The organism is Candidatus Sororendozoicomonas aggregata (assembly GCF_031528575.1).
GTDB classification, from domain to species: Bacteria; Pseudomonadota; Gammaproteobacteria; order Pseudomonadales; family Endozoicomonadaceae; genus Endonucleibacter; species Endonucleibacter aggregata.
Genome location: NZ_JAVLSP010000032.1, coordinates 26,377 through 38,569 on the forward strand (window position 1 = coordinate 26,377; position 12,193 = coordinate 38,569).

10 protein-coding genes are annotated in these 12,193 nt (G+C 45.8%); 7 read left to right on the forward strand and 3 right to left on the reverse strand.

All coding sequences use genetic code 11. The features are described from left to right. Window positions 1-728: 728 nt before the first annotated feature. Entirely contained in the window at window positions 729-2,771 is a 2,043-nt protein-coding gene (locus V4C51_RS08205; RefSeq protein WP_330925665.1) for a low-density lipoprotein receptor class A repeat-containing protein, read from the forward strand. 101 nt (window positions 2,772-2,872) lie between these two features. On the opposite strand, the gene V4C51_RS08210 is transcribed toward V4C51_RS08205, so the two are convergent. Continuing rightward, a complete protein-coding gene (locus V4C51_RS08210) occupies window positions 2,873-3,010 on the reverse strand; it encodes a hypothetical protein (RefSeq protein WP_330925666.1) in 138 nt (45 codons plus the stop codon). 434 nt (window positions 3,011-3,444) lie between these two features. On the opposite strand from V4C51_RS08210, the gene V4C51_RS08215 reads away from it, so the two are divergent. The 6 genes from V4C51_RS08215 (at window position 3,445) to V4C51_RS08240 (ending at window position 10,560) form a co-directional block, all read left to right on the forward strand. Continuing rightward, complete coding sequence (locus tag V4C51_RS08215; RefSeq protein WP_330925667.1) at window positions 3,445-5,169, forward strand: hypothetical protein; 1,725 nt, start codon at window positions 3,445-3,447, stop codon at window positions 5,167-5,169. Between the two features lie 331 nt (window positions 5,170-5,500). Further along, on the forward strand, window positions 5,501-5,839 hold the full coding sequence (locus V4C51_RS08220) for a cupin domain-containing protein (RefSeq protein WP_330925668.1): 339 nt from the start codon (window positions 5,501-5,503) through the stop codon (window positions 5,837-5,839). Between the two features lie 291 nt (window positions 5,840-6,130). Further along, the gene (locus V4C51_RS08225) at window positions 6,131-6,994 is read left to right on the forward strand and encodes a hypothetical protein (RefSeq protein ID WP_330925669.1); all 864 of its coding nucleotides are present in this window, start codon (window positions 6,131-6,133) and stop codon (window positions 6,992-6,994) included. A 727-nt stretch (window positions 6,995-7,721) separates the two neighbouring features. Continuing rightward, window positions 7,722-7,955: a FeoA family protein gene (locus V4C51_RS08230; RefSeq protein WP_330925670.1), complete on the forward strand. Its 234-nt coding sequence runs from the start codon at window positions 7,722-7,724 to the stop codon at window positions 7,953-7,955. Beyond that, window positions 7,952-10,327 carry a Fe(2+) transporter permease subunit FeoB gene (gene feoB / locus V4C51_RS08235; RefSeq protein WP_330925671.1) on the forward strand — a complete coding sequence of 792 codons (2,376 nt, stop codon included), beginning with the start codon at window positions 7,952-7,954 and terminating at the stop codon, window positions 10,325-10,327. The genes V4C51_RS08230 and feoB overlap by 4 nt, the downstream gene beginning before the upstream one ends. Continuing rightward, complete coding sequence (locus tag V4C51_RS08240) at window positions 10,318-10,560, forward strand: FeoC-like transcriptional regulator (RefSeq protein ID WP_330925672.1); 243 nt, start codon at window positions 10,318-10,320, stop codon at window positions 10,558-10,560. Before feoB ends, V4C51_RS08240 begins: the two co-directional genes overlap by 10 nt. Before the next feature lie 368 nt (window positions 10,561-10,928). On the opposite strand, the gene V4C51_RS08245 is transcribed toward V4C51_RS08240, so the two are convergent. Further along, window positions 10,929-11,411, reverse strand: coding sequence for a hypothetical protein (locus V4C51_RS08245; RefSeq protein ID WP_330925673.1), 483 nt, complete (start codon window positions 11,409-11,411; stop codon window positions 10,929-10,931). A 179-nt stretch (window positions 11,412-11,590) separates the two neighbouring features. Next, complete coding sequence (locus V4C51_RS08250; protein ID WP_330925674.1) at window positions 11,591-12,085, reverse strand: hypothetical protein; 495 nt, start codon at window positions 12,083-12,085, stop codon at window positions 11,591-11,593. Window positions 12,086-12,193: the final 108 nt, after the last annotated feature.

Below are 12,193 nucleotides of genomic sequence, written 5' to 3' on the forward strand. Positions count from 1 at the left end.
TCAATTTGCGCGAATAGTTGACCTATTTAAGCAAATTGATTGGAGATTCTGGCCGCACTTTCTCGCACTTTCTCACACTTTTTCTCGCGCTTTCTGGGTTTTAGGCCGAAATTGTCTTAAGTCCGACAGGCTCCTGGCGGTCACTTCGTCTTGTCTTTGTGCCCAGGTAGCTATGCTTATAATGGGGTTAAAAAGTTTTATTGGTATTATATCAACAAAGCCTGGGGTGTTTGACTTAAAATTATTTGCCATTTGTTGTTGGCTAATACACGACTTCTATTGTATTGACAAGATACCCATTAAATTATCAAAGTCAGCAAAATTCTATCATTACTTTTAGCCTCATAGATACAATTATTATGAGGGTATGTCATTAGAAAATACGTTCTAACAGTGCTTTCAGGAAAAAAAGAAAAGATTTTCACACTATTTTTGTGTATTGTTGTAATAATGTCGTTTAATAAGAGGATGATTCGAATTGCCGATATTTCTGTGGCAAAATAAGCTTGACTGTTCTCACGTGTTTTTATCGTTATATTCACAGATAGGGAATGCTATGTTGCCAGAGTGTTATTACTGGTTGACTGAAGCTATTATCAAATGCCTGTTTTAGAATGCTGGTTCCTGACAGTTAACAAATTCAATAATAACATCAAATTGCCAAATAATAAAGTAGATACTACAGTGTTTTTGTGATCCGTCTTATTACTATTTTTATAGTGGATTTTATGATGCCTATTTTGAAAAAGTACTATTCCATTTTCCTGTTTTTATCGGTTTATTTATGGTTCGGTGATTCAGTCTATGGAGACTATCTTGATTCAGATAATGCTAGCCCAGTAATTAATGCTTATTTAAATAAACAAGGGGAAAAAAGTCATGTTGCTGTCCCTCCCAATACCCTTTACAAGGTGTTCCTGGATAAATATGGGACGGTTCCCATTGAGCGATTGCTGGAAAAAGTTCATAACGATTTTTTTTACAATACACAAATGCAGGGGGACGCAAAAAAGATTATCTTCGCATTGACGGAGAAAGCTGAAGTAAAGGAAAAAACATTTTCGGAAAAACTGCTGTTATTGGGGTCAGGCGCTGATGATTATGACATCAGACACCCACGACTGGATCAGCTTAAAACGTTAGTCCAGTTGTTTTGTCAGGCAGGGTTGGGTGACAAAACAACGAAGGACTTGTTGGTGCCTATTGTTTACAATGCCGCAAAGTACCCCGATCATACCGAATACCTCAGGCAGGCTGCCCTGCTGTTCACTGAGTTGCCCAATGATAGCCAATCAACCCGACAAAGGGTCGATGAGCACATAGACTTTGTCGTCAGTTTTTTAAGGGATGATCAAGATCATATCACCGCGGCCCTTAATAAAAGCGAATACCGCGACTATATACAAGAGAACACCTATTTCGACAGTGACGATAACAGTGAAGAACGCTGGGAAGCACTTCGTCAGTCATGTTGTGAGATTTATAACGCTTCTGACATTGCTCCCTCGGCCATGACAGCCAGCAGGGAGGGGGGGAATGGTGATAACCCGACGTCTGTCAGTAGTGGCAAGGCAGGTGGTGGGACAGGAATGGCATCGGGCATAAAGACCGTGTTGAGTACTGCCCTGTGTACCCTGTTGTCTTATTCGGCTGGTGTTGGGGCTGTCCCTGCACCAGCAACAACAGGAGAATCGGCAACCTCTCCCTCCAATGCCAGCGATTGGCGTGGGGTTTGTCCCGACAGCATAACTGATAAGGAATGCGCAAGAATTCTTCGTGAAGAGTGTGAGTACGGATTGAATAACAATTATCTAGGTGTCGGCTGTCAACCGAAGGAATATAATTGTCTGTCTTATAATAAGACTAAAACTGGCACTGGAGATTTGTGTATTCCCGACAATTGGACGTGTGACGACGAAAAAGATTGCTCCGCAGAAAGTAGTGATTCGGTTAATGATGATGAATCCTCTAGATTCTGCGATCGTTGTCAGAGTAATGGTTATTATAAATGTGGCAGAAGGTGTATTCCTGACTCATATATGTGTGATGGGTGTAATGACTGTTTACACGGATCAGACGAAAAGCCTCCGTTCTGTACCCAATACAGGCTTCACCAGCATGTTCAACGTCAATGCCCTAATATCAATGGCAGTGCCGGTATTGATTGTGTTCAGGGTTTTTTTCAACAATGTTTGGACAAGATACCCGCATTTTCCGACGAGGTGACTGAGGTGCCCAGGGTCAAACCAGTTTGTCAGAAGAAAACCCTCCCCCTCTTTACCCAGCCTCGGACAACTCAGGCAAGGACAACTGGGAAAACCCAGAGGTTAAAGCCCACTAAGCCCCCATCAAATCAGCCTGTAAGCAAGGATAATCGCAGTGTCATCAAGACGCGCGAGAATAACGCCTCCATGGCAAACGCCACCTTCAGTACAATGACAGACAATACAACCAGAGTGCCGGTATCCGGCGGTAGGTCAACTATTCGTCCCACAAGGAATGCCAGCGGTTTGTCTTCTGGCAATAGCAATGAGTCTCAAGCGTCAGGACAATCTGGTTTTTCCACTGCCGCCATTGTTGGTACAACAATACCTGTTTTAATCGCCGCTGGCGCAATTGGAGGTGCTCTCTATTGGCAACGGGATAATATTAGTCAGTTTTTGTCGTCGCGGTTTCCAGGGTTTAAGCCGTTTAATCTTGGTGATCGAACGCATAAGGGAAACGGCTACGAAACTGTTGAGCTGACTTCTGCTGGTGGGTCAAAAAATTAATGAAGGTATAGAATACCTGTTCCCCACAGCTTAAAGTAAAGTTAACGACTGGCAATAAGTTCACTGTCGTAAGGTTGATCTGTACATGAAAAATTACCGCATCAGTATCGGGTCAAGCCACCGGGCTGGTAGGTTTCAGACACAATGGTATGGCTTGGGGAATGCTTTCTATCGTCTTTTGTCTGGCTTAATTGTTCGCCACGTGTTGTTAGTTGATGCGTGGTTTTTATGGCATTCACAGGCTATCCATCGGCTTATCAAAATGAATAAGATTCCATCGTTAATTTTCAGTGTGATAGAGACAATAACGATGAGGGTAAGCCATTAGAAAATACGTTCTAACAGTGCTTTCAGGAAATAATAAAACCTTTGCACGCTATCCCTTTACGTTATTTAATTTTTGTCGTTTAATAGTATAACGATTTAAATTACTGATATTCTTGCGGCAAGAAGCCTGGCTGTTTCCAGGTATTTTTATCTTTATATTCAGAGATAGGCATTGCCATATTACCAGAATGTTATCACTTATTGACTGAAGTTATTATCAAATGCATGTATTTAGAATACTCGTCCCTGTAAACTAATAAATTTCATCAAATTGCCAAATAAGAAAGTAGCTACTACAGTGTTTTTGTGATTCGTTTTATTACTGTTTTTATAGTGGATTTGTATCATGTCTATCTTGAAAAAGTACTATCCCCTTTTATTGTTTATATCGGTTAATTTATGGTTTGTTGGTTCAGTATATGGACAATTTTTTGATACAGTAACTGCCAACCTGGTAAACGAAGAGTATTCAAATAAAAAAGGCGAAAAAAGTCGTGTTGCTGTACCTGCTAATACTCTTTACAAGGTGATCCTGGATAAATATGGGACGGTTCCCATTGAACAATTGTTGGAAAAAATTGATGATGATTTTTTTAACAACACAGAAATGCGGGGTGTCGCAAAAAAAATTATCTTCGCACTGACGGAGAAAGCTGAAGTAAAGGAAAAAACGTTTTCGGAAAAACTGCTGTTATTGGGGGCAGGCGCTGATGATTATGCTATCACCCACCCACGACTGGATCAGCTTAAAAAGTTAATCGGGTTGTTTCGTCAGGCAGGGCTTGGCAAGAAAGAAACAAAGGACTTGTTGGTTCCTGTTGTTTACAACACGGCAAAGCACCCCGGTCATGACGAATACCTCAAGCAGGCTGCCCTGCTGTTTACTGAGTTGCCCGATGATAGCCGATTAACCAGGCAAAGGATCGATGAGCACACAGGATTTGTTGTCAGATTTTTAAAAGGTGATGAAGATCATATGACCGCGGCTTTCAATAAGCGTGAATACCGTGGCTATATAGAAGAAAATAGTTATTTTGAATGCGGTGATAATAGTGAGGAACACTGGGAAGCACTTCGGCAATTATGTCGTGAGATTTATAATGCTTCCGACATTGCTCCCTCGGCCATGACAGCCAGCAGGGGTAATGGTGATAACCCGTCGTCTGTTAGTAGGGGCAAGCGAGGTGTTGGAACAGGAATGGCATCGGGTATAAAGAACGTGTTGAGTACCGCGCTGTTTACTCTGCTGTCCGCAGGTGCTGGGGCTACTTCCACACCAGCAACAACAGCGCGGGCAGATCGTACAACGCGGGCAGCGCGAACAACTCAGAGGTGGACATCCACTGAACCGCAGGCAGATTCTACACCGCGGGCAGATTCTACAACGCAGGTATATTCTACAATGCGGGCAGATTCTACACCGCGGGCAGATTCTACAACGCAGGTATATTCTACAACGCGGGCAGATTCTACAACGCGGGCAGATTCTACAACGCAGGTATATTCTACAATGCGGGCAGATTCTACAACGCAGGTATATTCTACACCGCAGGCAGATTCTACACCGCGGGCAGATCTTACAATACAGGCAGCTCGGACAACGCAGTCAGATCCTACAACGCGGGCAGCGCGAACAACTCAGAGGTGGACATCCACTGAATCCTTATCAAATCAGCCTGTCACCAGGGGCAATGGAAGTGTCATCAATACGCGCACGAATAACGCCTCCATGATAAACGCTACGTTCAATACAACCACCACAGTGCCGGCCGGCGGTGGAGTAACTATTCGCCCAACAAGGAGTGCCAGCAGTTTGTCTTCCGCCAATACCACTGAGACTCAGGGGTCGGGACAAACCGGATTTCCCACTGCCCCTATTGTTGGTACGTTAGCACCTTTAGTAGTCATCGCTGGTGTAATTGGTGTTGCTTGTTATCATCGCGACAAAGTCAGACAGTTTTTTATAGCGCAGCTTCCAGAGTTCGAGCCGTTTAATCTCGGTGATAAAAGGCAAAACGGAGACGGTGAAGAAGCTGTTGAACTGAAATCTTTTAGCGACTTAAAACATTAAGGACTCTATAGAATACCTGTTGCCCAGGAGCCAGTCCGAGAACAGCGCCCGTAGGAGGATTGTGATAAATTGGTCTAAAAATTTCTGCTTCTGAGGAGAATAGCGGGGCTATTTGATGAAGAAGCAGAAATTTTTAGACCAATTTATCGCAACCGCAGTAGCGCGGTCTATTCTCAGTCAGGCGTCCTAGACGCAAATAATGACTGAAATAATGACTGGCTGGACACACCTCTGATTAATAACGCCCAAGGGTAGAAACGGTGTCTGGTCTGATTGTTTGCCATGTATTGTTGGTTGATACATGGCTTTTTAGATAGAAGCAGGAGTCGTGATGATGAACAAAAATCTGTTCAAGGATATCCCGGAAGAATTGTCACAGGAGTTTTTTGAGGTGCTGCAAGACCGTGAGGCATTAAAGATAGAGCGGATTGTCTCTAAAGGGCATTACACGCCAGAGAACGAGTGGTATGACCAGCAATGGGATGAATGGGTGGTGTTGTTAACAGGCGCTGCTACGTTGCGCGTTGAAGGCCATGCGGCATTGTATGATCTGTTTCCGGGTGATCATATTTTGCTGCCAGCTCATATCAGGCACCGTGTAGAATGGACAGATCCAGCGCAAGAAAGTGTCTGGCTGGCTGTGCATTTCAGGCCAGATGCAACAGGATAAGTACCCTGTGGGTGCTGGGATTATGTAGGAATTTCGCTCCAGGAGCCTGTCGGACTTATGCTTTCAAGCATAAAATTCAGTAGGGCGAGTCAGAATTTTCGATCAATTTGTGCGAATAGTTGACCTATTTAAGCAAATTGATCGGAAATTCTGGCCGCACTTTCTCGTCCTTTCTCGCACTTTCTCGCACTTTCTGGATTTCAGGCCGAAATTGTCTTAAGTCCGACAAGCTCCTAGCTGCTTTGTGGCCTATCATTATCTCACCATGGTTTGGAATAGAGGTTCAATGGCATGTTACCGGCATTTTTATGCGCTGCTATGCTGATACTGACCGCTCCGGCAGTTGCGGCAGAAAAAGAAAAGACGCCTTTTTTACAAGTGGATGCGTTATTAACCTTGCTGGATATACCCCATAAAAAAAACAGAGCGTCGATGATTCAGGCCACACAGGTCTGGCGGCGAAAACAGGGGGTAGAGCGTTGGGAAGTACCAGCGTCGCGCCTTGAACCTGCCAAGCGTCAAGCTGTAATGGCTCTTCTCCATGACCTTGGCATGGTCGGTCAGCGTCTACCCCAGCAAAAAGAGTATGATCATGTGCTGGTTTTAGGGGGAACGGTTCCTGCCATGGAGCGGCGTTTTCAGAATGCGGTAATGCTCTCCAAGCAGGGTATTCACTTTAAAAAAATCTATTTTCTCACCGGGCAAAGGCCCCTTGTCTCTGAAATTGATAGGGTGGATTCATTTGTCAGGCATGTGATAGGTAGCGATAACCCGGCTGCCCGGCCTGCCACCGAATCAGAGGCGGCGAGAATGATTTGGTTTTCAACGCCACTGCCAAGCGCGCCGGCCGCGTTTGTTGATAGCGCCAGAAAGTGGCAGAACAAGCAATGGGTGAGACCTTGTACACAAGATACGGTAGAAGATTGGCTGGCGACGAGCCCGGCTACGGGGTCAGTGTTGGTTATTTCAGACCAGCCTCATATCAAGTACCAGGCTGCGGTTGTAAAACGGGCGCTACCTTCTGGTTTTTCTGTTGACGCCTCAGCGCCTGCTGCGAATCCGCAGATAAATATCAACACATATCTTGATGCGCTGGCGTTGTGGTTAGCGAATGATGATCAGGCTCTCCTGCCAGCTTCTGTAAAGGAGGGTTAAACAATTTTGTCCAGAGGTTAGCAACCTGCCCGATGATCTTTTTATTGCTGTTTGGCTCCTGGTGTTAAACAGTTCTCGTGTACGCTCAGGATTTTATATTTCCTCGCGGTCTCAGCTCACCGTTGATGGCTGCGAGGGCTGTCTTTGACTTATGCGAGTTGAAATTTCAGCTGTAATTGCTCATTTTTTTGGTTCATGATGGCCGTTTCAATGTGTTTTACGGGCTCAGTGGCTCATTGAAAGGGTGTACTCGTGACAGTCATCTTTATTTTAAATTGTAATAATTCTCATTTAGCTATACTCTTACGCCATTGTATTTCTTAGAAGCGGTCTTAAAAGTCTGCCCGTAGCGAGGACCGCGAGAAATGGCGGATAAAAAGTCGCTTTTGTGAGGAGAATAGCGGGACTATTTGACGAACGAAAGCGACTTTTTAGACCCATTTATCGTAGCCGCAGTGGGAGCATGACTTTTAAGACTGCTTCTTAGAGGCTGCTGATGATTTTTTGTCAAAAGCGGCAAAAGTATGACCTCAGGCGTTGGAGACACCGGCATTTACCGGCCTTGTGTTCTGATGCTTAGGAGCCCGTCGGACTTATGCTTTCTCGCGCTTTCTGGATTTCAGGCCGAAATTGTCTTAAGTCCGACAGGCTCCTTAGTAGTATTTTATCCGTTTTCCCTCCAAAAAAATCGAGAAAAACTGACGGGGGTTTAACCAGGAGAGGTAAGATGACAGTCATGTTGGGTGAGCTAAAAACGGGTGACTGTGGTACAGTTGTAGCGTTTTGTCAGTCGGGTCTGACTTACCGGCGAAAGCTTCTGGCAATGGGGTTAACGCCGGGGACGGCTTTTCGTATCTGCCGTATCGCGCCTATGGGAGATCCTATTCAATTGCTTGTGAGGGGATTTCAGTTGAGTGTTCGCCGGGATGAAGCGAATGTTGTTGAGGTGGATTGCCTATGACTGATCATGTCATTGCCATCGTCGGGAACCCCAACTGTGGCAAAACGACGGTGTTCAACGCCTTGACAGGCGCTCGCCAGCGTGTGGGCAACTGGTCAGGAGTCACCGTTGAAAAGCGAACCGGGCATTACACATTCGGTGATGGCATTGTGGACGTTGTCGATCTTCCAGGAACTTACTGTCTTGATGGCGTGGACGACCAGGTTTCGCTGGATGAGCGCATTGCCAGAGACTATATCCTGGGTCCGGGCGCGGAACTGGTTGTTAATATTATTGATGCTTCCAACATTGAACGTAACCTTTATTTAACCACACAGCTGCTCGATATGGCCGTCCCTGTGGTGGTTGTGCTGAATATGATGGATGTGGCGGCAGAAAAAAACATTGCGCTTGACGTTGACGCCCTGTCAAAGCAGCTCGGTTGCCCGGTGATCCCCATTGTCGCGAGTAAGGGGCAAGGGATTAAACATCTCAAAGGGCAATTACATTACCATCTTGAACATGGTTTGGTGCCTCCTAAGCCTGTTTACCTTGGTGAGTCCATTGAAAGCAGTCTCAAGGAGCTGACACGTGTTGTTGCTCAAGAACAAAATATAACCGGTAGCGAGCGGTGGTATAGCCTGAAGCTGCTTGACCCGGTAGTTCTTGATACCCTGGGTTTCTCTGAGGGGGCCCTTGCGGAAGGTCGCCACCAGATTGCCTTGCTGGAAAAAAAATACCAGGTGGATATGGACATTCTAATTGCCAATGGCCGCTATACTGCCATTGGCCAGATAATGAAAGATATCCTGAGCCAAAAAGGGGAAGTGAGCCACAAGCTCAGCGAGCGTATCGATCGCATTGTTCTGAATCGGGTAGTGGGTTTGCCCGTATTTTTCGGTGTCATGTACCTGATGTTTATGTTTTCCATTAACTTTGGCAGTGCATTTATCGATTTTTTTGATGGGTTGTTTGGCACGTTGTTTGTGGATGGCACCGCCCATTGGCTGGCAGCGATGAATACGCCCTCCTGGTTAATCGCGCTTCTGGCGGACGGCGTAGGCGGGGGCATACAAACGGTGTCCACATTTATCCCTGTCATTGGTTGTCTTTTTTTATTTTTGTCGGTCTTGGAAGACTCGGGCTATATGGCGCGAGCCGCTTTTGTAATGGACAGAGCCATGCGTTTTCTGGGGTTGCCTGGAAAAGCCTTTGTCCCAATGATTGTGGGTTTTGGCTGTAATGTGCCGGCGATAATGGCAACACGGACGCTGGAAAATGAGAAGGACCGTCTGCTGACCATTTCCATGGCACCGTTTATGTCCTGTGGCGCGCGTCTGCCCGTCTATGCGTTGTTTGCTGCCGCATTTTTTCCGGCTACTGGGCAAAATGTGGTCTTTGTCTTGTACCTGGTGGGGATTGGGGCCGCGGTGTTAACAGGGCTGGTGCTTAAGCACAGTTTGCTTACTGGGGACAGTTCGCCTTTTATTATGGAGCTTCCTAACTACCACCTGCCCTCACTGAAGCAGATGCTCCTGCGTACCTGGGACCGCCTCAAGGCTTTTGTCATCAAGGCAGGCAAGGCTATCGTGCTGGTTGTCGTTATCCTCAATACCCTCAATGCTGTCGGGGTTGATGGCTCCCTCGGGCATGAGAACACGGAAGCGTCCATGCTCAGTAAAATCGGGCAAATTATTACGCCAGTATTTGCGCCTATGGGAATGACGGAAGATAACTGGCCGGCGGCAGTGGGTATTTTTACCGGCATACTGGCAAAAGAAGCTGTTGTTGGCACGCTCAGCTCCATGTACCATACCATTGCTGTGGCGGGTAATGGCGGCGCGGAAGAAGGTGTTTCTGAACATGTTTTCAGCCTCTGGAAAGGTATTAAGGCCGCGTTGGCTACCATCCCTGTTAATCTCTCGGCGTTGGTGAATAAAGCGTCTGATCCCATCGGGCTTAATGTGGGAAACCTTGAAGATCTTAACAGCGTATCTGCCGAGCAAGGTGTCCCTGTGGATACATTTTCAGTGATGCGCAACGTGTTTCCCAGTCAATCGGCAGTCGTCGCTTATTTATTGTTTATTTTGTTGTATACGCCTTGTGTCGCCGCTTTAGGTGCCGTTTATCGGGAAACCAGTTTGCGCTGGACACTGTTTGTTGGTGGATGGACGTTTCTACTGGGTTATGGTGTCGCGACACTCTACTACCAGTTATCGTTCCTGAAGGAGCAGCCTGTGGTCGCCCTGAGCTGGGTTATGATGATTGCTGTAGTGATGACCGGGGTTTTTGCGGTAATGAAGCGGGTGGGAGGTTTTGCTCTCAAGGCGATCCCTGCTGGCGGGCCACTGGCAGACTCATCAGGTGGGAGGAAAGGTTGCTCATGCTCATAGCCGTTCAGGAGTATCTGTCATGTCAGGGAGTTTGTTCCCTGACTGAGATCAGTCAACATTTTAATACCTCGCCTGATGCCATGCGGGGTATGCTCGCTCACTGGATACGCAAAGGGAAATTGATGAAAGAGGTTTCAGGTTGCCAGAAAGGGTGTCTTAGCTGTTCACCTGAGCACCTGGAGATTTACCGCTGGCAGGGCAGTGGTCGCCACATTCCTGTTTGCAATCTCTGACTATTGTGAAGACCGCGAAGAACTTTCTAGGAGCCTGTCCGAGAATAGCGCCCTTAGCGAGGATTGCGAGAAATTGAGGATAAAAATTTCTGTTTCTGAGAAGAATAGCGGGGCTATTTGATGAAGAAGCAGAAATTTTTAGACCAATTTATCGCAACCACAGTAGCGCAGTCTATTCTCGGTCAGGCTCCTAGTACATGGTTTCAATGAGTTTGACGGGTTGTCGTTATCATAAGCCTCTGCACTCCGTTCGCCCTGGGCCTGTCGAAGGGCGTAAACTCCGGCCCATGATAGATCGTGCCAAACGCTCTTCGACTCCGCTCAGGATGAACGGAGATGGTACACGTCAATCTCATTCAATTGATGTACTAGAAATCACACAAGATATTCAATTTGTTGTCATTAGGCCTTATATGCTCTATAAAGTGGCCAGGATTATCTATCATATGTATATACGGACTCAAGCCTGCCTGCTTATACCATTCAAACCTGCCCATAACCTTTCCCGTATCCTCGTTTGTCACCTTAAAATCCTGATAACTATCGTCGAGTATACACCTCCCCATAGCGGAATAATGTAGGCCTATTTTTCCACGGTGTTTACCATAAATGGCAGTGTGTGACCTTGGGTGATACACGCCGTGCATGCAGTCACTCTGGCCATCAGGTTCAACTTTATAGCCATTTTTTGAGTAATAGGGGTGATTTGGAGAAATCAGGTTTTTAATAAAAATAGCGGTATTTAAGCTATAAGCGTTGCTGATGATGGATAAGCCCAAGAGGCCAGTAATAACAACAAACGATTTGTTCGCCATGAATTTTCTGACCTGTAATAGAGACTTCATGCTCATGATTTACTCCTACCGTTCATTACCAGGAAAGTCATGTCTGCCTTCAGGTTGACATAGACAGGGTTGACATAAAATCGGCTTTCCAGCTGCATTAAGCAGACTTTGACGGAGATGGCTACGCAGGTGTCTGCTCGTTTTGCGGAAAACCATTTTCTTGTCACTGAGAGTGCATTCTTATGTCAAGCCTTGAGCTTACAGAAGATATTCAATTTGTTGCGCACATCCCACAATATTGGATTGACCATAAAGTTGCCAGGATTATCTTTCATAAGTAGATACGGGATGTCTCCTGCTATCTTATACCATCTAAACCTGCCCACCACCTTTCCTGTATCACTGTTTGTCACCTTAAAATCCTGCCAGCTGTCGTGGATTGTACACCAGTGGGTAGCGGCATAATGTAGGCCTATTTCTCCATAATCTTTACCATAAATGGCAGTGTGTGAGTTTGGGTTATACACGCCGTACATACAGCGACCTTTGCCCTGAGGTTCAACTTTATAGCCGTTTTTTGAGTAATAGGGGTCATTTGGAGGTATTAGATTTTTAATGTAAATAACAGTATTTTTGCTATAAGCGTTGCTGATGATGGATAAGCTCAAGAGGCCAGTAATAACAACAAACGATTTGTTCGCCATGAATTTTCTGATTCGTGATAGAGACTTCTTGTACATGATGTACTCCCAGGAGCCTGTCGGGCTTAAGCTTTCGAGCATGAAATTCAGTAGAGCGAGTCAGATTTTTCGATGGATTTGCGCGAATAGTTGACCTATTTAAGCAAA

Excerpts from the sequence above, each read along its gene's own strand:
- V4C51_RS08205 (WP_330925665.1), top strand. The coding sequence starts at position 729 with ATGATGCCTATTTTGAAAAAGTACTATTCCATTTTCCTGTTTTTATCG.
- V4C51_RS08215 (WP_330925667.1), top strand. The coding sequence starts at position 3,445 with ATGTCTATCTTGAAAAAGTACTATCCCCTTTTATTGTTTATATCGGTT.
- V4C51_RS08220 (WP_330925668.1), top strand. The coding sequence starts at position 5,501 with ATGATGAACAAAAATCTGTTCAAGGATATCCCGGAAGAATTGTCACAG.
- V4C51_RS08225 (WP_330925669.1), top strand. The coding sequence starts at position 6,131 with ATGTTACCGGCATTTTTATGCGCTGCTATGCTGATACTGACCGCTCCG.
- V4C51_RS08230 (WP_330925670.1), top strand. The coding sequence starts at position 7,722 with ATGACAGTCATGTTGGGTGAGCTAAAAACGGGTGACTGTGGTACAGTT.
- feoB (WP_330925671.1), top strand. The coding sequence starts at position 7,952 with ATGACTGATCATGTCATTGCCATCGTCGGGAACCCCAACTGTGGCAAA.
- V4C51_RS08240 (WP_330925672.1), top strand. The coding sequence starts at position 10,318 with ATGCTCATAGCCGTTCAGGAGTATCTGTCATGTCAGGGAGTTTGTTCC.
- V4C51_RS08245 (WP_330925673.1), bottom strand. The coding sequence starts at position 11,411 with ATGAGCATGAAGTCTCTATTACAGGTCAGAAAATTCATGGCGAACAAA.
- V4C51_RS08250 (WP_330925674.1), bottom strand. The coding sequence starts at position 12,085 with ATGTACAAGAAGTCTCTATCACGAATCAGAAAATTCATGGCGAACAAA.